22 protein-coding genes are annotated in these 20,278 nt (G+C 68.4%); 9 read left to right on the forward strand and 13 right to left on the reverse strand.

The genetic code is table 11. From position 1 onward, the window contains the following. Positions 1-1,029: a ferredoxin--NADP reductase gene (locus tag AU196_RS20025; RefSeq protein WP_059096803.1), complete on the reverse strand. Its 1,029-nt coding sequence runs from the start codon at positions 1,027-1,029 to the stop codon at positions 1-3. A 90-nt stretch (positions 1,030-1,119) separates the two neighbouring features. Between AU196_RS20025 and AU196_RS20030 the strand changes: the two genes are divergently transcribed. Then, positions 1,120-2,742 carry a flavin-containing monooxygenase gene (locus AU196_RS20030; protein ID WP_059096804.1) on the forward strand — a complete coding sequence of 541 codons (1,623 nt, stop codon included), beginning with the start codon at positions 1,120-1,122 and terminating at the stop codon, positions 2,740-2,742. A gap of 10 nt (positions 2,743-2,752) precedes the next feature. On the opposite strand, the gene AU196_RS20035 is transcribed toward AU196_RS20030, so the two are convergent. Beyond that, positions 2,753-3,610 carry an alpha/beta fold hydrolase gene (locus tag AU196_RS20035; RefSeq protein ID WP_059096805.1) on the reverse strand — a complete coding sequence of 286 codons (858 nt, stop codon included), beginning with the start codon at positions 3,608-3,610 and terminating at the stop codon, positions 2,753-2,755. Between the two features lie 174 nt (positions 3,611-3,784). On the opposite strand from AU196_RS20035, the gene AU196_RS20040 reads away from it, so the two are divergent. Next, entirely contained in the window at positions 3,785-5,107 is a 1,323-nt protein-coding gene (locus AU196_RS20040; RefSeq protein ID WP_059096806.1) for an MFS transporter, read from the forward strand. Here AU196_RS20040 and AU196_RS20045 read toward each other — a convergent pair. Then, positions 5,104-5,943 (reverse strand): SDR family oxidoreductase, encoded by an 840-nt coding sequence (locus tag AU196_RS20045; protein ID WP_059096807.1) that lies wholly within the window; start codon positions 5,941-5,943, stop codon positions 5,104-5,106. The genes AU196_RS20040 and AU196_RS20045 overlap by 4 nt on opposite strands. Before the next feature lie 66 nt (positions 5,944-6,009). Here AU196_RS20045 and AU196_RS20050 point away from each other — a divergent pair, with 66 nt between their 5' ends. Genes AU196_RS20050 through AU196_RS20060 form a run of 3 tightly spaced genes read left to right on the forward strand, consistent with a single transcriptional unit; the run spans position 6,010 to position 8,044 of the window. Beyond that, positions 6,010-6,348 (forward strand): hypothetical protein, encoded by a 339-nt coding sequence (locus tag AU196_RS20050; RefSeq protein WP_059096808.1) that lies wholly within the window; start codon positions 6,010-6,012, stop codon positions 6,346-6,348. A 17-nt stretch (positions 6,349-6,365) separates the two neighbouring features. Beyond that, positions 6,366-7,268, forward strand: a complete 903-nt coding sequence (locus tag AU196_RS20055) for a universal stress protein (protein WP_059096920.1) — start codon at positions 6,366-6,368, stop codon at positions 7,266-7,268. Beyond that, positions 7,265-8,044 carry an SDR family NAD(P)-dependent oxidoreductase gene (locus AU196_RS20060; protein ID WP_059096809.1) on the forward strand — a complete coding sequence of 260 codons (780 nt, stop codon included), beginning with the start codon at positions 7,265-7,267 and terminating at the stop codon, positions 8,042-8,044. The genes AU196_RS20055 and AU196_RS20060 overlap by 4 nt, the downstream gene beginning before the upstream one ends. Positions 8,045-8,048: 4 nt before the next feature. Here AU196_RS20060 and AU196_RS20065 read toward each other — a convergent pair whose 3' ends face one another. The 3 genes from AU196_RS20065 to AU196_RS20075 all read right to left on the reverse strand — a co-directional run bounded on the left by AU196_RS20065 (position 8,049) and on the right by AU196_RS20075 (position 10,523). After that, positions 8,049-8,969, reverse strand: coding sequence for a TIGR03619 family F420-dependent LLM class oxidoreductase (locus tag AU196_RS20065; protein ID WP_059096810.1), 921 nt, complete (start codon positions 8,967-8,969; stop codon positions 8,049-8,051). A gap of 28 nt (positions 8,970-8,997) precedes the next feature. Continuing rightward, complete coding sequence (locus AU196_RS20070) at positions 8,998-9,837, reverse strand: mycofactocin-coupled SDR family oxidoreductase (protein ID WP_059096811.1); 840 nt, start codon at positions 9,835-9,837, stop codon at positions 8,998-9,000. A 98-nt stretch (positions 9,838-9,935) separates the two neighbouring features. Beyond that, the gene (locus tag AU196_RS20075; RefSeq protein ID WP_059096812.1) at positions 9,936-10,523 is read right to left on the reverse strand and encodes a TetR/AcrR family transcriptional regulator; all 588 of its coding nucleotides are present in this window, start codon (positions 10,521-10,523) and stop codon (positions 9,936-9,938) included. 113 nt (positions 10,524-10,636) lie between these two features. Here AU196_RS20075 and AU196_RS20080 point away from each other — a divergent pair, with 113 nt between their 5' ends. Then, complete coding sequence (locus AU196_RS20080; protein ID WP_059096813.1) at positions 10,637-11,917, forward strand: cytochrome P450; 1,281 nt, start codon at positions 10,637-10,639, stop codon at positions 11,915-11,917. Between the two features lie 15 nt (positions 11,918-11,932). Here AU196_RS20080 and AU196_RS20085 read toward each other — a convergent pair whose 3' ends face one another. From AU196_RS20085 to AU196_RS20095, 3 genes are read right to left on the reverse strand one after another with little or no spacing between them, the layout of a single operon-like run. Further along, positions 11,933-12,703, reverse strand: coding sequence for a carboxymuconolactone decarboxylase family protein (locus AU196_RS20085; RefSeq protein WP_157546554.1), 771 nt, complete (start codon positions 12,701-12,703; stop codon positions 11,933-11,935). A gap of 25 nt (positions 12,704-12,728) precedes the next feature. Continuing rightward, positions 12,729-13,538 (reverse strand): mycofactocin-coupled SDR family oxidoreductase, encoded by an 810-nt coding sequence (locus tag AU196_RS20090; RefSeq protein WP_082695803.1) that lies wholly within the window; start codon positions 13,536-13,538, stop codon positions 12,729-12,731. Further along, entirely contained in the window at positions 13,535-14,365 is an 831-nt protein-coding gene (locus AU196_RS20095) for a mycofactocin-coupled SDR family oxidoreductase (RefSeq protein ID WP_059096815.1), read from the reverse strand. The genes AU196_RS20090 and AU196_RS20095 overlap by 4 nt, the downstream gene beginning before the upstream one ends. A gap of 84 nt (positions 14,366-14,449) precedes the next feature. Between AU196_RS20095 and AU196_RS20100 the strand changes: the two genes are divergently transcribed. Continuing rightward, positions 14,450-15,046: a TetR/AcrR family transcriptional regulator gene (locus AU196_RS20100; protein WP_059096816.1), complete on the forward strand. Its 597-nt coding sequence runs from the start codon at positions 14,450-14,452 to the stop codon at positions 15,044-15,046. On the opposite strand, the gene AU196_RS20105 is transcribed toward AU196_RS20100, so the two are convergent. Further along, positions 15,011-15,700 (reverse strand): DUF899 domain-containing protein, encoded by a 690-nt coding sequence (locus AU196_RS20105; protein WP_059096817.1) that lies wholly within the window; start codon positions 15,698-15,700, stop codon positions 15,011-15,013. The two genes, AU196_RS20100 and AU196_RS20105, sit on opposite strands and share 36 nt — an antisense overlap. 157 nt (positions 15,701-15,857) lie before the next feature. Between AU196_RS20105 and AU196_RS20110 the strand changes: the two genes are divergently transcribed. Continuing rightward, positions 15,858-17,213 (forward strand): DUF222 domain-containing protein, encoded by a 1,356-nt coding sequence (locus AU196_RS20110; RefSeq protein WP_231737655.1) that lies wholly within the window; start codon positions 15,858-15,860, stop codon positions 17,211-17,213. A 14-nt stretch (positions 17,214-17,227) separates the two neighbouring features. Here AU196_RS20110 and aldR read toward each other — a convergent pair whose 3' ends face one another. Continuing rightward, the gene (gene aldR / locus AU196_RS20115; RefSeq protein ID WP_059096818.1) at positions 17,228-17,743 is read right to left on the reverse strand and encodes an HTH-type transcriptional regulator AldR; all 516 of its coding nucleotides are present in this window, start codon (positions 17,741-17,743) and stop codon (positions 17,228-17,230) included. A gap of 88 nt (positions 17,744-17,831) precedes the next feature. Between aldR and ald the strand changes: the two genes are divergently transcribed. Next, the gene (gene ald, locus AU196_RS20120; RefSeq protein ID WP_059096922.1) at positions 17,832-18,959 is read left to right on the forward strand and encodes an alanine dehydrogenase; all 1,128 of its coding nucleotides are present in this window, start codon (positions 17,832-17,834) and stop codon (positions 18,957-18,959) included. A gap of 2 nt (positions 18,960-18,961) precedes the next feature. Here the strand turns inward: ald and AU196_RS20125 are convergent, their stop codons facing one another. Beyond that, positions 18,962-19,354: a YchJ family protein gene (locus tag AU196_RS20125; protein WP_059096819.1), complete on the reverse strand. Its 393-nt coding sequence runs from the start codon at positions 19,352-19,354 to the stop codon at positions 18,962-18,964. A 4-nt stretch (positions 19,355-19,358) separates the two neighbouring features. Then, positions 19,359-20,252: a class A beta-lactamase gene (gene bla, locus AU196_RS20130; protein WP_059096820.1), complete on the reverse strand. Its 894-nt coding sequence runs from the start codon at positions 20,250-20,252 to the stop codon at positions 19,359-19,361. Between the last annotated feature and the right edge of the window lie 26 nt (positions 20,253-20,278).

A 20,278-nucleotide genomic window follows, 5' to 3' on the forward strand; every position in this document is an offset into this window, starting at 1 on the left:
TCAGAATTCGACGTGGATCTCGTCGGAGGCCGGACGCGCCTGGCAACCGAGGATCGTGCCTGCCTCGATGTCCTCAGGCTCGAGGATCTCGGTGTCGGGCATGTCGACCTGTCCGCTGACCAGGGTGGCCGCGCAGGATCCGCACTGTCCCTCGCGGCACGAGTACGGCACGTCGAGACCCGCGGTCAGCATCACGTCGACGAGCGTGGCCGGGCGGGCCCATCGGAGGGAGTGCTGCTGCCCGTCGAGGTCGACCCGCAGGTCGGCGGCCTCGCCATCGGCCGCGGTGTCGACCGGCGCGACCTCCGCGAAAGGATCGCCGGTCAGGGACCGGAACACCTCGGTGTGCACCTCGTCGCGGGGCACACCGGCGTCGGCGAGCGCCGCCTGCACCGCGGTCATGAACGGTGCGGGCCCGCAGAGATACGCCTCGCCGCCGGTGAACCGCCGGGCCAGGGCCGTGAGCTGGTCCCGGCGGGGTATCCCCTGTACGGATTCCAGCCAGTGCACGACAGTCAGCCGGTCGGGGTGGCGGGCGGTCAGTTCGCGCAGTTCGGCCGCGAAGATCACCGACCGCTCGTCGCGGTTGGCGTACACGAGCACGATCCGCCCGCTGCCCACCGCGAGCGCCGACTTCAGGATCGACATCACCGGGGTGATGCCGCTCCCGGCGGCCCACAGCACCAGGTCGCGGTCGAGATCAGCCGGGGTGAACGTCCCGGAGGGTGACAGTGCCTCGATGATGTGGCCGGCGGCGACGTTGTCGCACAACCAGTTCGAGCCGTATCCGCCGGCAACCCGCTTGATCGTCACCTTGGGTGCGGCGTCGGTGTGCGGTGAGCTCGCCAGCGAATAGCAGCGGGCCACCGCATCCCCCTGGTCGCCGGGCACCCGAAGCGTCACGAACTGACCCGGTCGGTAGTCGAAGCGGACATCTCCGGCGACGGCGAATACCAGCGACCGGGTGTCGTGGCTCTCCTCGATGACGTCGGTGACGGTGAGCCGCAGGAAGTCCACGCCGGCGATCATGGAGGCGCAGGGTGCGGATCGGGAACGCGACGTCCGTTGACCGGGAAGGACCCCTCCGCGCGCGGGCGGGCCACGCCTAGCGTGATCGTCGTGGACACCTCGGCTGATCAGCTGCTCAACCAGGTCGATGCGGTGGTCGTCGGCGCCGGCTTCGCGGGGCTCTACGCACTGCACAGGCTTCGCTCGCAGGGTTTGCGCGTCCGGGTGTTCGAGGCCGCCCCCGACGTCGGCGGCACCTGGTACTTCAACCGGTACCCCGGGGCGCGGTGCGACGTCGAGAGCGTGGACTACTGCTACTCGTTTTCCGAGGAGCTCCAGCAGGAGTGGAACTGGAGCGAGAAGTACGCCACCCAGGCCGAGATCCTGCGCTACATCAACTGGGTCGCCGACAAGCTCGACCTCAGATCCGGCATCACGTTCAACACGAAGGTCACCTCCGCGGTACTCGACGAGGACACGCTGCAGTGGACGGTGAAGACGGACACCGGCGAGGTCCTCAACACCCGGTTCTGCATCATGGCGACGGGCCCGCTGTCCGCGGCGCTCACCCCGCAGTTCCCCGGCCTCGACACCTTCGCCGGCGACATCTACCACACCGCGGACTGGCCGCACGAGGACGTCGAATTCACCGGCAAGCGGGTCGCGGTCATCGGCACCGGATCGTCCGGCATCCAGTCGATCCCGATCATCGCCGAGCAGGCCGCGCAGCTCTACGTCTTCCAGCGGACCCCGAATTACAGTGTGCCGGCGGGTAATCGACCGCTGACCGAGGAGGACGTCGCCGCGGTCAAGGCGAACTACGACGAGCGGCGGCAGCTGTCCTGGCGCAGCGGCGGCGGGTCACCGCACATCGCACACCCGAAGCTGACCATGGAGGTGACACCCGAGGAGCGCAGGGCGGCGTTCGAACGGCGTTGGGAACTCGGCGGTGTGCTGTTCTCGAAGACCTTCCGCGACCAGATGATCGACCCGCAGGCCAACGACGAGGCCCGCAAGTTCTACGAGGAGAAGATCCGCGCCGTCATCGACGACCCCGCCGTCGCCGACCTGCTGATCCCGAACGACCATCCGATCGGTACCAAGCGGATCTGCACCGACACCAACTACTTCCAGACCTTCAACCGCTCCCATGTCGAGTTGATCAGCGTTCGCAAGACACCGATCGAATCGGTGGACCCGGACGGGATCAACACCTCCGACGCACACTATGACGTCGACGCCATCGTGCTGGCGACGGGTTTCGACGCGATGACCGGGGCACTGGCCAAGATGGACATCGTCGGGCGCGGTGGTGAGAGGCTCGCCGACGACTGGCGCGACGGGCCGAGGACCTACCTCGGGCTCGGCGTCGACGGCTTCCCCAACCTGTTCATCGTGTCGGGCCCGGGGGCGCCTGCGGTGCTGGCCAACATGGTGTTGCACGCCGAGGCCCACGTGAACTGGATCGCCGACTGCATCGACTATCTGGACCGCCACGGGTACGCCGCCATCGAAGCCACCCCGCAGGCGGTCGACGACTGGGGCGCCGAACTCTCGCGGCGGGCCGAGGCGACGCTGTTCACACAGGCGAACTCGTGGTACATGGGCGCCAACGTGCCCGGCAAACCGCGGGTGTTCATGCTCTTCATCGGAGGTTTCGGCGTCTACCTGGACATCTGCGCCGAGGTGGCCGCCGCCGGCTACAAGGGCTTCGAGCTGCTCAAGGCCGAGTAGCCCGCGCGCACTACCCCCGCGTCAGGAACGACAGCACCGTCGCCTCGAATGCGGCCTTGGCCTCGATCATCGCCCAGTGCCCGCAGTTCGGGAACACGTGCAATTCGGCGTTCGGAATCGTCCGCATCGGAATGAGCGCCATGTCCAGCGGGCTGACCCGGTCGTCGCGGCCCCAGGTGAGCAACGTGGGCGCGGCCACCTTGTGCATCTGCGCCCACGGCTGCGGAATGTCCGCCGTGCGCATGAACGCCATCATCTGTGCGAACGCCTTCTTGCCGTACATGCGGCGCGCGGCCGCGAGCGTCTCCGGATCTGTTGCCAGCTGCCAGCGTTCGGCGATCAGCTCCTCGGTCACCAGTGCCTCGTCGTAGACCATGGACCGCAGCCAGTCGACCAGCCGCGCCCGCGTCGGATCCTCGGTGAACTCCTGCAGCAGCCGAATCCCCTCGCTGGGTCCGGGGCTGAAGACGTTGGTGCCGATACCGCCGATGGTCACCAGCCGCCGGATGCGGTCCGGATGGTGGATGGCGAAGTTGATGCCGACGCCGCCGCCCATCGAGTTGCCGACGATGTCCACCTGCTCGATACCGAGGCCGTCGAGAAACGGCGCGACCGCGCCCTGGGCGTCGATCATCGGATGACCGCCGGCGTCGTCGCTCACCCCGAACCCGGGGAATTCGAGGACGAGGCAGCGAAAGTGAGCGCTGAACGCGGGCAGGATGCCGCGGAAGTTACGCCATCCGGTGACGCCGGGCCCCGAGCCGTGCAGGAACAGCACCGTCGGACCCTCACCGGTGTCGTAATACCGCAGGGTTCCCGACGGCGTGGTCAGGTCCTGGAGCGGCAACTGGTCGGATGGGGCGGTCATGTACGGCTCCTCGTCATCGGTGGCACACGCTGCCGGCGGACAGTCCCCCGCTGCAGGCTAGGGCCGCTGGGCGCGCGGCGACAGCCATTCTCTCGGTAGGTGGGAGCAACCCCTGTCCGGGGGACTGTCGGACGCGAGGATGGGATCTTCCGGCAACTGAGCGAGGGGCCACGCATGGACGACACGTCGAGGCCGGATCCGGCGCTGCTGCGCCGGGTCGCCATCTCGAGCCTGCTCGGCACGGCCATCGAGTACTACGACTTCCTGGTCTACGGAACGATGAGCGCGCTCGTCTTCGGGGTTGTCTTCTTTCCCGAGTCCGACCCCGCCGTCGCCACCATCGCCGCCTTCGGGACGCTCGCCGCGGGATATGTCGCGCGCCCCGTTGGCGGAATCCTGTTCGGCCACTTCGGGGACCGCATCGGCCGCAAGTCGATGCTGGTGCTGACCATGACGCTGATGGGTGTCGCGAGCTTCCTGGTCGGGGTGTTGCCGACGTTCGCCGCGATCGGCGTCGCGGCGCCGATCATGCTGGTGGCGCTGCGCGTGATCCAGGGTGTGGCCATCGGTGGCGAATGGGGCGGGGCCACCCTGATGGTCACCGAACACGCCGAGCCGCACCGCCGCGGCGCCTGGAACGGTGTGATGCAGATGGGTTCGCCGATCGGCTCGCTGTTGTCGGTGGCTGTCGTCACCGCCATCACGCTGATGCCGGACGAGTCGTTCCTGTCCTGGGGCTGGCGGGTGCCGTTCCTGGTCAGCCTGCTGCTTCTCGGAATCGGGATCTACGTGCGGTTGTCCATCACCGAGAGCCCCGTCTTCGAACGGGCGAAACGGACCGGCGGCGGGCCTGCGGGCCCCCCGCTCCTCGAGGTGCTGCGCCGTCCGGAGAACCTGGTCCTGGCCTGCGCGGTCGGGATCGGGCCGTTCGCGCTGACGGCACTGATCAGCACCTACATGATCAGCTACGCCACGGCGATCGGATACCACCGCACCGATGTGATGACCGCGCTGATCTTCACGTCCACCACGGCGCTGATCACCATTCCGCTCTTCTCGGCGCTGTCGGACCGGGTCGGGCGGCGGGCGGTCGTCGTCACCGGCGCGATCGGGATCGTCTGTTACGCGTGGCCGTTCTACACGCTGGTCGACGTGCGTTCGGTGCCTCTACTCATCGTGGCGATGGTGCTCGCGCAGGTGCTGCAGTCGCTGATGTACGCCCCGTTGGGTGCGCTCTTCTCCGAGATGTTCGGCACGCACGTGCGCTACACCGGTGCCTCGATGGGATACCAGTTCGCCGCACTGCTGGGTGCCGGCTTCACACCGCTGATCGCCAGCAGCCTGATGGCGGACGGGATCTCGCGTACCCCGGTGGTGGCGTTGGCCGCGGGGTGCGGTGTGGTGACCATCGTCGCGATCTGGCGGGTGCGCGAGACGCGCGGCACCGAGCTGATCGATACGGGTGCGCAACCGCGGGGTCTGGCCGCCGATCGCTAGTTGCGGAACCGCTTCAGGTAGGACACCAACCCGCGGGCGGGGACGGGCTTCGGCCAGGCGTCGGTGCGGAAGTGCGCGTCGGTGCCGCCGTCGACGAAGATGATGCTGCCGCACAGGAAGTCGGCGGCGTCGGACAGCATGAACCGGATCCAGTCCGCGAGCTGACCGGCGTCGCCGAAACCGCCGACCGGGACCGGGAACCGCTGCACCGCCTTGGACTGCTGCTTCGACGCCAACTGCTCCTCGAGCAGTGGGGTCATGATCGCCCCGGGTGCCAGCGCGTTGAGCCGGATCCCGGCGCCGGCCCATTCCGGCCGGATGGCGTGGCGGCGCACCCAGCGACTCACCGCGATCTTCGAGGCCGCGTAGATCAGCGCCGAGGCCACGGGGCCGAACGGCCGCACCGCGCGGACCGCCTTGTCGACGTCCCCGTCGAGCAGCGCCTTCACCGCACGCTTGGGCACCATCGGCGTGGTGGTCGTCGAGTTACTGGATATCACAACGACTTTCGCGTTGCCGGCGGCCGCCAAAGCGGGTCGCCATCCCTCGAGGAGTTCCACGACTCCGCGATGGTTCACCTCGGCGATCAGCCGCAGCCGGCTCTTACCGCTGCCCGGACCGATACCTGCCGCGAGGACGGCGCCGTCGAGGTGCCCACCCGCGGCGGTGACGACCTGCGCGACGGCCCGCGCCCGACCGTCCGGTGTGGACAGGTCGGCGACGACGTCCGCCTCCTTGACGTCCACGCCGATGACGCGGTGACCGTCGGCGCGCAGTCGATCGGCGGTCTCGCGACCCATACCCGACGCCGAACCTGTGACGGCATAGGTGCCCATGGCAAAGACTGTGGCATACGGGGCGTCCGAACCCTGTCCCGGGGCACCCGTCTCTACACTCGCCGGATGGCGGAACCGCCGATCACCGAGGACGGCCACCACGTCGTGATCAACGGGCGTAAGTGGCGTGCCACCGACCCGTCGATCCCCGAGGAGCGCAGGGCGCAGCTCACCCGCATCCTGATGTCCTGGCGACGGGAGGTCCGCCGCACCAAGGGCACCGAGGGTGAGCGGGCCGCGCGGGCCGGCGTGCACGCCGCGAAGGTCGCGCTGGGCGAGCGCGGGACACCGCCGTGGTGGGAGCAGACCGACGAGCAGCGGCGGGCGCGGTGGCAGGCCGAGGTGCCGCTTCCGGTGGGACGTGACGATGAGGGAGCATCGTGGGGACCACCCTCGGACGGGTGACGGTGAAAGGACCATTCATGTCTGAGCACACCTCTGCCGTGGTCGTCGGCATCGACGGCAGTGACAGCGCCCTGCGGGCCGCCCGCTGGGCCGGCGCGGTGGCCGCCGCGTGCGGTGCGTCGCTGCACATCCTGCACGCCATGCCCAGTCTCGGACGCAACCTGACCGAGACGGCCGCCGCGATCCAGGCGGCGATCATGTCCTATCAGCGCGACTCCGCACTGATCTTCCTGCGGGCCGCCGAGGACGCCGTCCGCGCGGACCGGCCCGACCTCGCCGTCACCACAGAGGCCAGCGAGACGCCCGTCGACGAGGCGCTCATCGACGCCGGCCGGACCGCCCGGCTGATCGTCCTGGGCGGTCAGGACGTCACCGGTGCGGCCGCGCTGATCATGGGGTCGACGACGCTGCGGGTGGCGACCCACGCGGCGTGCCCCGTCGTCGCGTTCCGCGGCGACGAGGTCGCCGTGTCCGACAAGCCGATCGTCGTCGGTGTCGACGGCACCGCCGCGGCCGAGGGGGTGCTGGCGACGGCCTTCGACGTCGCGTCAGCCCTCAGGGTCAAGCTCGTCGTCGTACGGTCCTGGACAACCCGGGCGCCGGCCGGTGACGTCACCATCCCCTTCCTGATCGACTGGGAAGCGCTGGAAGCCGCCGAGTGGAGCGCGCTGACCGAACTCGTGGACGGCTGGCGGCAGCGCCATCCCGACGTCGACGCGGAGAGCGTGGTGGAGACGATGTCGCCGGCCCGCGCGCTGCTGAGCCACGCCGCGGACGCGCAACTGGTGGTGGTGGGTAGCCGCGGCCGAAACGCCCTCGCCGGCTTGGTACTGGGATCGACCAGCATGAACCTGCTGCACCACAGCCAGGTTCCGGTCATGGTGACGCGGGCGCATGCCCCGGAAGGGGATCGGCAGTGACGGTGGAGATCACGCTCGACGGACGGCGGGTCCTCGTCACGGGCGGCGGTCAGGGCGTCGGCCGCGGGCTGGCTCTCGCCTTCGGGGCCGCGGGTGCGCACGTGCTGGTGAACGATCTGCGGGCCGAACGTGCGCAGAGCGTCGTGGCCGAGATCACCGAGCGGGGCGGTGCGGCGGAGGCCACGCCGTTCGACGTCACCGATTACGCTTCTGCGGCAACGGCTGTCGCGGACGCCGCGCCTGTCGACATCCTGGTCAACAACGCAGGTAACGCGGGCTCGGAGGGCTTCGCCCACCGCGGCCGGTTCGCCGAGACCGACCCCGCCGACTGGGAACCGTTCCTGCGTGTGAACCTCTACGGCGTCCTGAACTGCACCAGGGCCGTGTTACCCGCCATGATCGACAACGGGTGGGGCCGCATCCTGACCATCGTGTCCGACGCGGGCCGCACCGGCGACCCGGGCGGTGCGGTCTACGGCGCCGCGAAAGCGGGTGCGGCAGGGCTGATGCGCTCGATCGCGCTGGAGAACGGCCGCTTCGGGATCACCGCCAACAACATCTCGTTGGGGACGATGCGCACGCCGCTCACCGAATCCCTGTGGGCCGAGCACGGCGATTCCCCTCAGGCCAGGGCGATCCTGCAGAGCTATGCGATCCGCCGGCCGGGCGTCCCCGACGACGTCACCCACCTCGCCCTGGTGTTGGCCAGCGACCACGGTTCGTGGATCACCGGTCAGACGATCTGCGCGAACGGCGGGTTCTCGTCGGCGCTGTGACCCGTCAGGGCACCTGCGGTTTGATCTCTTCGACGACCCACTGGGCGTAGTCGAGGTATTCGTCGACGCCGCTGACCGGAGGCAACGGGACGGCGCTGACGGTGACACCCTGTTCGCCGAGCCAGCACAGGCGGTCCACGATCTCGGCGGCGTTCATGCCGGGGCGCCCGTGCGGATCGTCCTGTGCCACATGTCCTTCACCGACCCGCGTCGTGCCGAGGCCGTGGACGACGTCGAACGGCCGACCGTCGTACCCCGGTTGGGAGGTGATGAAGTCGAGGCGTTCGGCGATCTTGTCGGGTGGGGTGAGGAACGACCACCAACCCGACGCGTACTTCGCCGCCCGGCGCAGCGCGGCGTCGGCGTCCCCGCCGATCCACACCGGCAGATGCGGTTTCTGCACCGGCTTCGGCTCGAAGGCGACGTCGTCGAACGACACGTACTTGCCCTGGAAGCTGGGCGAGTCGCTGGTCCACAGCTCGATGATCGCGGCAAGATATTCGTCCGCCATCCGACCGCGTTCGTGAAACGGAACGCCGAGCAGCTCGAATTCCCTTTCCAACCAACCCACACCGAACGTCACCATCATCCTGCCGCCGCTCATCCAGTCCGCGGTGGCCAGCGCCTTGGCGAGAACGATCGGATGCTGCAGCGGCAGCACGGTGATGCAGGAGTTCAGCCGGATGCGTTCGGTCGCCCCCGCGAGGTAGGCCTGCGCCACCGTCGATTGCAGATAGTGCGGTCCCGACAGCTCCACGTGATCGTTGGGGATCACGAAATGCTCGGGGACGGCGATCATGTCGTACCCCCAGGCATCCGCGCATTTGGCCATCCGGGTCTGGTCCGCGCCGGTGACCGACGCCTCCCACGGCTGCATCATTGCCTTGAGCCGCAGCATGTGAGGCAGATTGAAGACGAGTTTCACTCGGTACTCCCGTGGCAGGCGACAAGCGCTACTTGAGCATGCTACCGGCGTCGACGGTCACGGGTAGCCCGGTCACATAACGAGATTCGTCCGATGCCAGGAACAGCACGGCGTTGCTGACGTCGATCGGCTCCACCCAGCCGACGGGCAGCACGTGCATGAACTGCGCCGCCACGGCGAGGTCGTCGACCCCCGGGTTCTCGAGATCGGGACGGAACAGCTTCTTGGTGCCCTCGTTCATGAACAGTGGTGTGTTCACGTTGGTGGGGCACACCGCGTTGACCCGGATCGAATGCTGACCCAGTTCGACCGCGAAGGTCCGCATCAGTCCGATCACCCCGTGCTTGGCCGCGATGTAGTGGCCGGTGTGCGGATACGGTTTGAGTCCGCCGACCGAGCTGGTGAGGATGATCGAACCGCCCCGGCCGCCGGAGAGCAGGTGCGGCACAGCGGCTTTGACGGTCTTCCAGACGCCGGACAGGTTGACGTCGATCATGTCGCGCCAGTCGTCCTCGCTGGTCTTGTCGAGTGTCTGACCGCCGTTGCCGATCCCGGCGTTCGCCACGACGATGTCGAGCCGGCCGAATTGCTCGACACCGCTGCGCACCACGGCATCGAGGGCGTCGAAGTCGCGGACGTCGACCTCGGCGGTGATGACACGGCGGTTCACGCCCTTGACCAGATCCGCCGTCTCGGCGAGGTCGTCCGGGGTGGCGGGCGGGATCTCGGTGTTGCTGCTGATCGGCGCGCACACGTCCACCGCGATGATGTCGGCGCCTTCTTCGGCGAGACGCACCGCGTGGCTGCGGCCCTGACCGCGCGCGGCACCGGTGATGAACGCAACCTTGCCGTCGACCCGACCGCCCATATCGCCAACCTTCCCTCGGGCCGTCGTCACTCGGCGGCGCTGATGCCGATCACTGTTTGATCGACCGATCAGGAGCGTGGCATTGGAGGCCCCTCTTGTCAACCGTCACCGCGCGCCGCCAACCGGTTCAGCTGGCGTTCCATGAACGCGCGGAACTCGTCGTGCCCGAGGGTGACGCCGACCGCACTCTCGTTGCACAGGCTGCGTGCGGTCTGGGCGATGAGCATCGAGACCGCGGCGGGCGGATACTCCTGCAGGTCGACCCCGCGGGCACGCAGTGCGACGGCCACCGCGGCGGTCTCGATGTCGCGGACGCGTTCGGCGTAGGACTTCAGCTCGGCCCGGATCGCCTTGCGATGGTTGGCCAGCGCCATGAACTCGGTGTTCAGCCCGGTCATGCGTAGATCGCTGTTCATCGCCCACAGCGTCTGCAGCGGTTCGTCGGCGGTGAGCGCTTCGCGCATCCGTTCCAGCGAGGCTTCCGCACCGGCCCGCAGCACTTCCACGAACAGGTCGTCCATGGTCGGGAAGTAGTAGTAGACCAGCGCCTGCTTGACGCCCGCCTCGGCGGCCACCCGTCGCGACGTGGCGGCGGCGTACCCCTCCTCGCGCATGATCTTGGCCGTCGCCTCGATGAGCCGTTGCCGAGCCGAACTGTCCACCTTCGTCTTTCGTGGTGCCGACATCAGTGGGTCCCGACGCGTGGATCGCTTGACCGCCCCAGCGGCGGCGTGGTAGGCATGGCGCATTCTATCATCCTGATCGACCGATCAGGATGGAGCGAAGGAACCGATCCTCCATGACCGATCTCGCCTCAGTCGACTTCTTCTCCGACCCGGACGTCTCCCAGGATCCCTACCCGTATTGGGACGCGCTGCGCCAGCAGGGGCCGGTCGTTCGGGAACCCCATCACGGCGTGGTGGCGGTGACCGGGTACCAGGAGGTGCTCGCGGCCTTCCGGGACCACGACCACTTCTCGGCGGTCAACGCGATCGGTGGGCCGTTCCCGCCGCTGCCGTTCGAGCCCCAGGGTGACGACATCACCGAGCAGATCGAGGCGCACCGGCATCTCTTCCCGATCCACGAGCACATGGTCGTGATGGACCCGCCCGCACACGAACGGGCCCGGTCGCTGCTCAGCCGGCTCCTCACGCCACGTCGGCTCAAGGAGAACGAGGACTTCATGTGGCAACTGGTCGATCACCAGATCGACCAGATCGTCGACAACGGTCGGTGCGAGTTCCTCTCGGAGTACGCCAAACCGTTCGCGACGTCGGCCATCATCGACCTGCTCGGTGTGCCCGAACGGGACCGCCCCGAATTCCTCGCCGCTCTCGGCGCGGAGTCGCGGCAGGGCAACCGGGTGGGCGCGCTGGACGGTGAGCCGGTGGGGCTGGATCCGCTGCAGTACCTCGACGACAAGTTCGCCGGGTATCTCGCCGACCGTCGGCGCGATCCCCGCGACGACGTGTTGTCGGGGATGGCGACCGCGACGTACCCGGACGGTTCCACCCCGGAGCTGATGGAGGTGGTCAAACCCGCGACGTTCCTGTTCGCGGCGGGCCAGGAGACGGTGACCAAACTGCTCAGCGCGGCCGTCCAGACGCTCGGTGACCGGCCGGAGTACCAGGAGGTGCTTCGCGGGGACCCCAGCCGGATACCGACGTTCATCGAGGAGTCGCTGCGGATGCACGCACCGACCAAGGTCGACTTCCGGCTGGTCCGCAAGACCACCTCACTCGGGGACGTGCACCTGCCTGCCGGCACCATCGTGATGCTCTGCCTGGGCGCCGCCAATCGGGATCCGCGCAAGTTCGACGATCCGCACGAATTCCGGCTCGACCGCAAGAACGTCCGGGAACACCTCGCCTTCGGCCGCGGCATCCACAGCTGCGCGGGTGCACCGCTCGCGCGTGTGGAAGGCAACGTCACCGTGCGCCGTCTGCTGGACCGCCTGCGCGACATCAGCATCGACGAGAGCGTGCACGGTCCGGCCGGGCGCCGGAACTATGCGTACGAACCCACGTTCCTGCTGCGCGGCCTGACCAGCCTGCACATCGAGTACAGGCCGGCAGGGTAGGGGGTCGAGGCAGACCTACCCGGCTTCGGCCTCCCATTCCTGACTGACCCGCTGCTTCTGTTCGCCGATCGTTTGGGCCAGCTGGGCCGCCTTGGGCCAGCCGTAGTGCGCTGCGAAATGCAGGGCCAGCTCGTCCATCTCGTCGAACGTGAGGTCCCGGCTCCTCAGCGCCGCGTACACGTGGCTCAGGATCGGCAAGGGTGCGTCCTGGAACGCCACGCAGGTGACGGTGATCAGCCGGCGTTCCTTCATTCCGAGGCCGGGTCGCAGCCACATCTCACCGAAGACGAAGTTCAGGATGCCCGCACCCGAGTAAGGGTTGTCGCGGATCGGCGCGAACGCCAGGCAGTTGATGTCCCTGAACGCCTGCTCGCCGACGGCCAGTCGGCCCTCGGGATCGCTGGGGGTGTCGAGCGGCAGCAGCGGCTCCGGCGGGGGGACCTCTTCGCCGCGCTCCCGGTGGATGCGGTCCCACACGTCGTCGACGATCATGTTGAACCGGGAAGCCTTCGGCCAACCCGCGTACACGGCGAAATGCAGGACCGCTTCCCGCATCTCGGTGATCGTCAGGTCCCCGCCGTTGAGGGCGGCGTAGACGTGATCGCGCAGCGGCGCCTCGGCGTCCGCGGCGGCCACGCAGGCCAGTGTGATGAACCGCCGCTCCCGGCGGCTCAGCACCGGGCGCTGCCATACGTCGGCGAACACGAAGTCGAGCAGTCGCGCCATCGCTGTCGACTGCGGTTCGGGCGCAGGCACGGTCATCACGTCGGTGTAGGCGCGCCGCATCCGTTCGTAGGCGTCGACGTGCGTTTCAGCGGAGTGTGACACCGGCGTCCACCTTGAACTCCAGGCCCGTGACGTAACGGGATTCGTCGGATACGAGGAACAGCACGGCGTTGCTGATGTCGACGGCCTCTGCCATGGCGATCGGAAGCGCGTTGAGGAACAGCGGGACCAGATCCGGCCGAGATTCCAGGACGTCGCGCAGCGACTCCGGACGCATCCCGGTCTCGACGCCCGTCGGGTGCACGGTGTTGACCCGGATGCACTGCGCGGCAAGCTCATTGGCGAGCGCTCGGGTCATGCCGACGACACCGTGCTTGGAAGCCGTGTACGGCGTGTGCAGCGGGGTGCCCTTCACTCCGGCCGCCGAACTGATGTTGACGAGGCTGCCGCCGTGCGCGACGAGATGCGGAATCGCTGCCGCGCAGGTGTTCCATGTGCCGATGAGGTTGACGTCGACCACCGTCCGCCACTGCTCCGACGTGGTCGCGTCCCACGTCCCGACGGTGAGCACTCCGGCGTTGGCGACCGCGGCGTCGAGGCCGCCCAGCTGAGCCACTCCGTCGTCCACGGCCGTCGACAGCGCCGCGGCGTCCCGGACGTCGACGACGTGGGTGACCACGCGGGCGCCATGGCCTTCGGCCAGTCGCGCGGTCTCGCCGAGTTCTGCCTCGGTGGCGAGCGGGTATTCGAGCTCCGGCAGGGATCGGCAGATGTCGACGAGGATCAGGTCGGCGCCTTCTTCGGCCAACCGGACGGCGTGGCTGCGGCCCATTCCGCGCGCGGCGCCGGTGATGACCACGCGCTTGCCGGCGACGCGCCCGTTGCGGCCGCTCACAATTTGTTGCAGAAGCCGGCGTCGACGGGGAAGGTGACCCCGGTGACGTGTCTGGCCGCATCGGAGACGAGATAGGCGATGGCGCTGCTGATCTCGTCGGGCTCGAGTAACTGCACCGGCATCGGGTTCTGCAGGTGCGGGCCGCCATCCGGGTAGTTCTCGAGGAACGCGGTCATCGCGGGGTTCACCGCCATCATCGTGTTGACCGCGGTCGGGTGCACGGTGTTGACCCGGATACTATGCGGTGCAAGCGCGTTGGCCAGGGTGCGCATCAAGCCGACGATGCCGTGTTTGGAGGCCGCATAACCCAGGCCCCCGCCCTGCAGCCCACCGAATCCCCGCAGCCCGGCGGTCGAACTGGTGAACACGATGGAGCCGCCGCGCTCGCCGGCGATGAGGTGCGGGATCGCGGCCTTCGCGGTGTGGAACGACCCGACCAGGTTGACGTCGACGACGTCGTTCCACATCTCGAGGTCTTCCTCGATGGTCAGTTCGCGGAACGCCATGGTCGCGACACCGGCGTTGGCGCAGACGATGTCGAGTCGGCCGAAGTGCTCGACCCCGGCGTCCACCGCGGTTTTGAGCGCGTGGAAGTCGCGGACGTCCGCCACCGATCCGAGCATCGTGGCGCCCTGAGCCTCGACCAGCGCGACGGTCTCCTCGAGTTCGTCACGGGTCGCCATCGGGTAGCCGTTGGACTCGATGTCGGCGCAGATGTCCACGCCGATGATGTCGGCGCCGTCGGCCGCCAGGCGCACCGCATGGCTGCGACCCTGCCCGCGGGCGACGCCGGTGATGAATGCGACTTTCCCGTCCAGGGAACCCATCTGCCCTCGCTTCGTTGCGCTGAGTAACCGTGTTACTGACTGGCACGGTAACCTAGTTACTCTCTGCGGGCAAGGAGTTCGGCGATGGATGAAGCCAAGGACCGGATGATCGCCGTCGTCGTCGAGATCCTGGAGACCGACGGCTACGACGCCGTGCAGTTGCGGGAGGTCGCCCGCCGCGCCCGCATCTCGTTGAGCACGATCTACAAGCGCTACGCCACCCGCGACGAACTGATCCTGGCCGCGTTGGAAGCGTGGATGGACGACCACCGCTACGCCGGTGTGAGCCCCCACCCGCGCGAGCCCGACGCATCACTGCACGAGGCGTTGATGGACCTGTTTTGCACCATCTTCGAACCGTGGGAGCAGCATCCCGGCATGCTGACGGCGTACTTCCGGGCGCGGTCCTCGCAGAGTGGGCAGCAGCTCATGCAGCGGGGTCTCGACATCGTGGTTCCCGCCGGCCTGGAGCTGCTGTCCGACGTCGACGACGAGTTCGTCGCCGACTTCAACGACGTCATCTTCAGCATGGTCTACGGGTTGCTGGGCCGGTTCGTCACCGGGGAGATCGCGATCACCGAGATACTCCCGGCGCTCGACCGCGCGGTGTACTGGCTGACGACCGGTTACCAGGCCGCGAAGGGCTCAGGGGTTGCCGTACATGCGCGCGATGTCCGGTGAGTCCAGCCAGCCGGAGTAGGTGGGCCGCTGCGGCCACCCGTCCGGGGAGTCCTGCCATTCCTCCTGGCGGCCCCATGGCAGGAGGTCGATCAGCGCGAAGCTGTGGCTGAGCTGTTCGGTGCCGCGACCGTTGGTGTGCCAGGTGCGGAACACCGTGTCGCCGTCTCGGAGGAAGACGTTGACGCCGAACCCGTCGCCGGGCGGGGCGTCGACGTCGGCGCCGAAGGAACTCTCCGACGACGAATACCACTCCATCTTGTTGCCGACCTTGTCCTTGTAGGCCAGCGCTTCCTCGATCGGGCCGTTCGTCACGATGACGAACCGGGCGTCGTAGTTGTCGAGGAACTCGAGCCTGGTGAACTGCGACGTGAAGCCGGTGCATCCGCCGCACTGCCACTCCTGGCCGTCGGTCCACATGTGGTTGTAGGTGATCAGCTGTGACCGCCCCTTGAACACGTCGGCGAGTCGCACGGGGCCCTCCGCGCCGATCAGCGTGTAGTCGGGCATCCGCACCATGGGCAGGCGCCTGCGCTGCGCCGCGATCGCGTCGAGTTCGCGCGTGGCCGCCTTCTCGCGGCGGCGCAGCTCCTCGAGCGCTGTGCGCCAGGTCTGTTGGTCGACTACGGGCGGCAGCCCGGTGGTTCCAGTGGTCATCACGTCATCCCGTCGTGGTCGTGCGAGTTGGTCACCGGTACTGACTCAGTGTGGCCGCAGAACTCATCGCCGCGTTGCCGTTCGATGTCACGGCAGTGTGCGCACGCTCGCCGCTGCGGCGGGAAATGTGTCGGTGCCTCGAACTAGTGTTCGAGGTATGGATGGGGACTTCAGCGCAGCGGTCGACCGGCTGCGGGCGGCGGTCGCCGACCTGCAGACCGCCCCCCTCGACGACCTGACCGATCCGCAGGTGGTGGCCGAACTCGACCGCATCAAACACGCCGTCTGGGCGGTCCCGGCCGTGGAGCACCGGCTCACCGCACGCCTGATCGACGCCGACCCCCACGCTTTGGGCGCCACCTCGATCCGGGAAGTGTTGGCCAACCACCTGCGCATCACCCCCACCGACGCCCGGAACCGGATCACCGACGCCGCCCAGTTGGGTCCCCGCTACACGATTCACGGGGAACGCGTGCAGACCGAGTTGGCCCATACCGCGGCCGCGGTCGCCCGCGGCGACATCGGGGCCGCGCATGTGCGGGTCATCCAGGACTTCATCAAGAAGCTGCCGGTCTGGGTGTCAGCCGCGCGCCGTGACGACTACGAACGCGACCTCGTCGGCCACGCCGTCGAGTTGCGTCCGGATCAGTTCACGCAGGTCGCCGCCACCCTGCTGGGGTTCATCGACCAGGACGGCACCGAACCCGACCACCAGACCCTGCGACGCCGCCGCCACCTCCGGGTGGGCCGCCAGCAGGCCGACGGGATGAGCCGCATCGAAGGCTGGCTCACCCCCGAAGCCCGCGCCCTGTGGGATGTCATCGCCGCCAAATACGCCGCCCCCGGCCAGAATGTGCCCCATGACGACGCGGTCACCGGCCGCGATGACCGCACCCCCGGCCAACGCCACCACGACGCGCTGACCCGCGCCCTCGGCGACGCGATCGCCTCCGGTGCCCTCGGCCAGATCGCCGGCGTACCCGCCGGCATCGTCGCCACCGCCACCCTCAGCGAGCTCGAACGCGCCGCCGGCTGGGCCCACACCGGCGGCGGCAACCGCCTCCCGGTGCGCGACCTGATCCGCCTGGCCGGCCACTCGCGGCACTACTTGGCGGTGTTCGACGACCACACCGAAGAAATCCTCTACCTCGGCCGCGCCAAACGCTGCGCGTCCACGCGCAGCGGTTGGCGTTGTTCGCCAGGGATCGTGGCTGCACCCACCCCCACTGCACGGTGCCGTTCTACTGGACCGAAGCCCACCACACCGACGACTACTCCCAAGGCGGCCGCACCGATATCGACACCCAAACCCTGGCCTGCCAACCCGCCAACCTGCTCATCGAGAAAACCGGCTGGACCACCATGCGCCCCGGCAACGGCCACACCCACTGGATCCCACCCGAACACCTCGACACCGGCCAACCAAGAATCAACAACCACTTCCACCCCCACCGCTACCTCACCGACCCCGATAACAGAGGCGGGGGCGATGACCCCGAATAACCCTGAGTGAGACCAATTTGCGGTCTACAACGGTGATGCGCCTCGGAGGTGCTCGAAGATCAGCGACGTCTGCGTCCCCGCCACGTCCGCATCGGCGTTGAGGTTCTCCACGACGAACGCCCGCAGGTCCTCGGTGTCCCGCGCCGCGACGTGGAGGATGAAATCGTCGGCGCCGGCGAGGAAGTACACGTCCATCACCTGCGGCTTGCTGCGGATGTGTTGGATGAAGTCGCGGATCCTGCCCCGGGCATTCGACTGCAGGGTCACCGAGATCATCGCCTGGAGCGACAGGCCCAGGGCCGCGGGGTTGATGTCGGTGTAGAACCCCCGGATCACGCCGAGCTCCTGGAGCCGCCGGACGCGGCCATGACAGGTCGACGGCGCGATCCCGATCGACTCGGCCAGCGCGCTGTTGGACATCCGGGCGTCGGCATGCAGCGCGGACAGGATGCGGCGGTCGACCTCGTCGATGTCACCCGGCCGAACATCCTTCGACAGGCGCGCCGCTTTGAATGCTGAGTTCGTCGATCCTTCCGTCACCGGCCCAATATAGCGAATACTCGTCATTACGATTGTGCTCAGATCGAAGTTTCTTCACAATTTCACCATTGCCTACGTGAGGAGCATCATGCGCGTCGGGATCCCGACCGAGATCAAGAACAACGAGTACCGGGTCGCCATCACACCCGCGGGCGTGGCGGAACTGACCAACCGCGGTCACGATGTGCTGATCCAATCCGGCGCCGGTGACGGTTCTGCCATCTCCGACGCCGACTTCAAAGCGGCCGGCGCCCAGCTGGTCACCCACGCCGACGAGGTGTGGGCCGAGGCCGACCTCCTGCTCAAGGTCAAGGAGCCGATCGAGCCCGAATACTCCCGCATGCGCGAGGGCCAGACCCTGTTCACCTACCTGCACCTGGCCGCGTCGAAGCCCTGCACCGACGCCCTGCTCGCCTCGGGCACCACGTCCATCGCCTACGAGACGGTGCAGACCGTCGGTTCGGACGGTTCGACAGCCCTGCCCCTGCTGGCACCGATGAGCGAAGTGGCCGGCCGGCTCTCCGCCCAGGTCGGCGCCTACCACCTGATGCGCACCCAGGGCGGTCGCGGCGTGCTGATGGGCGGCGTCCCCGGCGTCGCCCCGGCCAAGGTCGTGGTGATCGGCGGCGGTATGGCGGGCGACAACGCCGCCGCCGTGGCCTGGGGTATGGGTGCGCACGTCACCGTCTTCGACCTCAACATCAACATCCTCCGCAAGATCGATGCCGAGTACGGCGGCGCCATCGAGACCCGGTACTCCTCGCGCCTCGAGCTGGACGAGGCCGTCAAGCAGGCCGACCTGGTGATCGGCGCGGTGCTGATCCCCGGCGCCAAGGCGCCCAAGCTGGTCACCAATTCGACTGTCGCACAGATGAAGTCGGGTGCCGTGCTGGTCGACATCGCCATCGACCAGGGCGGCTGCTTCGAGGATTCCCGGCCGACCACCCACGACGATCCGACATTCGCGGTGCACGACACGGTCATCTACTGCGTGGCCAACATGCCGGGGGCCGTCCCCCGCACTTCGACGTTCGCGCTGACCAACGCCACCATGCCCTACGTCCTCAAACTCGCCGACAAGGGCTGGCGCGCCGCATGCCAGGGTGATCCCGCGCTGGCCAAGGGTCTGTCCACCCACGCCGGCGCAGTGCTCAACGAGCACGTCGCCGCCGACCTCGCACTGCCCTTCACCGATCCGGCGACCGTTCTGGCCTGACGTCAGTCGACGTCACCGTCCACGTAGAACCACCGCCCGGCCCGAACAGCGAACCGGGACCGCTCGCGAAGGACGCCGCTGCGTTGGCCCCGGCGGTAGTGCGCACGGAACTCCACCTCGCCGGTGACGTCTCCGCGCCCACCGCCGGTCACGTCGACGATCTCCAGGCCGACCCACCGCAGGCCCGGATCGGGCGTCAGCGCGGCCGGGCGGGTGCGTGGATGCCAGGTCCGCCGGACGTGGTCGAGATCGCCGACGGCGTAGGCGCTGTAGCGCGACCGCATCAGTTCCTCGGCGGTGTCGGCCTGACGCTCGCCCGCATGCAGCGGCAGGCAGCAGCGTGCGAACGCTTCGCCGGTGCCGCACGGACACGGGTGGTTGGGCTTCTGGGTCAAAGCGCTACCTGCGCAACAACAACGGGAGCACCGCCGCGGTCACCTCGCCGACCAACGGCCGCATGTTCTCGGCGTCCGGATCGTCGGTGGCGGTCTTCGTCATGACCGCCAGCAGCAGCCGCTGCCCCTGCGGGCCGTACGCGATGCCGACGTCGTTGGTGGTGCCGTAGTCGCCGCTGCCGGTCTTGTCGGCCGTCGTCCATCCCGGTGGCAGTCCCGCCCGCATACTGGACGTCTCGTTGGCCCGCATCCAATCCTCGAGTAGGCGGCGCTGCGGTGGGGCGAGCGCGTCGCCGGTCAGGATGGCCCGGAACCCCCCGGCCAGCGCCTCGGGCGTGCTGGTGTCCCGCGGATCCCCCGGGACCGCCGCATTCAACTCGATCTCATACCGGTCAAGGCGTGAACGCGGATCACCGATGCCGCGGGCGAACGCCGTGACCGCGGGCGGCCCACCCACGTTCCGCAGCAGGATGTTCGCGGCGGCGTTGTCGCTGACCTGCAGGATCGCCTGGCACAGTTCGGCCAACGTCATCTCGCCACCCACCCGTGGTTCGGTGCGCGGCGAGTTGGGTTGGACGTCAGCCGCAGTCACGGGCAACGTCTGGTCGAGCGACCGCTCACCGCGCCCGACGAGCTGGAGGACCTGCGCCGCCAGGTAGGCCTTGAACGTCGAGCACATGGCGAACGACTCCTGTGCCCGGTGGGCCACCGTGCGACCGGTGTCGAGATCGACCGCGAACACCCCGATCACCGCGTTGTTGGCGCGTTCCAGAGCCTCGACGCCCCCCGCGGGCGGTTGGGCGAACGCGGGCCGGCCGGCGTACGTGGCGAACGCCGCCGCACCGCCGAGCACGGCGGTGGCGGACAGAAGTCGTCTACGGGTGAGGGGGTAGGCCATGCCTCGATGTCATCACGGCCCCCGCC

The organism is Mycobacterium sp. IS-1742 (assembly GCF_001500125.1).
In the GTDB taxonomy this organism is placed as follows: domain Bacteria; phylum Actinomycetota; class Actinomycetes; order Mycobacteriales; family Mycobacteriaceae; genus Mycobacterium.

Excerpts from the sequence above, each read along its gene's own strand:
- bla (WP_059096820.1), bottom strand. The coding sequence starts at position 20,252 with ATGGCCTACCCCCTCACCCGTAGACGACTTCTGTCCGCCACCGCCGTG.
- AU196_RS20080 (WP_059096813.1), top strand. The coding sequence starts at position 10,637 with ATGACCGATCTCGCCTCAGTCGACTTCTTCTCCGACCCGGACGTCTCC.
- AU196_RS20085 (WP_157546554.1), bottom strand. The coding sequence starts at position 12,703 with ATGCGGCGCGCCTACACCGACGTGATGACCGTGCCTGCGCCCGAACCG.
- AU196_RS20040 (WP_059096806.1), top strand. The coding sequence starts at position 3,785 with ATGGACGACACGTCGAGGCCGGATCCGGCGCTGCTGCGCCGGGTCGCC.
- AU196_RS20100 (WP_059096816.1), top strand. The coding sequence starts at position 14,450 with ATGGATGAAGCCAAGGACCGGATGATCGCCGTCGTCGTCGAGATCCTG.
- AU196_RS20045 (WP_059096807.1), bottom strand. The coding sequence starts at position 5,943 with ATGGGCACCTATGCCGTCACAGGTTCGGCGTCGGGTATGGGTCGCGAG.
- AU196_RS20075 (WP_059096812.1), bottom strand. The coding sequence starts at position 10,523 with ATGTCGGCACCACGAAAGACGAAGGTGGACAGTTCGGCTCGGCAACGG.
- AU196_RS20110 (WP_231737655.1), top strand. The coding sequence starts at position 15,858 with ATGGATGGGGACTTCAGCGCAGCGGTCGACCGGCTGCGGGCGGCGGTC.
- ald (WP_059096922.1), top strand. The coding sequence starts at position 17,832 with ATGCGCGTCGGGATCCCGACCGAGATCAAGAACAACGAGTACCGGGTC.
- AU196_RS20070 (WP_059096811.1), bottom strand. The coding sequence starts at position 9,837 with ATGGGCGGTCGGGTCGACGGCAAGGTTGCGTTCATCACCGGTGCCGCG.
- AU196_RS20055 (WP_059096920.1), top strand. The coding sequence starts at position 6,366 with ATGTCTGAGCACACCTCTGCCGTGGTCGTCGGCATCGACGGCAGTGAC.
- AU196_RS20095 (WP_059096815.1), bottom strand. The coding sequence starts at position 14,365 with ATGGGTTCCCTGGACGGGAAAGTCGCATTCATCACCGGCGTCGCCCGC.
- AU196_RS20105 (WP_059096817.1), bottom strand. The coding sequence starts at position 15,700 with ATGACCACTGGAACCACCGGGCTGCCGCCCGTAGTCGACCAACAGACC.
- AU196_RS20035 (WP_059096805.1), bottom strand. The coding sequence starts at position 3,610 with ATGACCGCCCCATCCGACCAGTTGCCGCTCCAGGACCTGACCACGCCG.
- AU196_RS20050 (WP_059096808.1), top strand. The coding sequence starts at position 6,010 with ATGGCGGAACCGCCGATCACCGAGGACGGCCACCACGTCGTGATCAAC.
- AU196_RS20025 (WP_059096803.1), bottom strand. The coding sequence starts at position 1,029 with ATGATCGCCGGCGTGGACTTCCTGCGGCTCACCGTCACCGACGTCATC.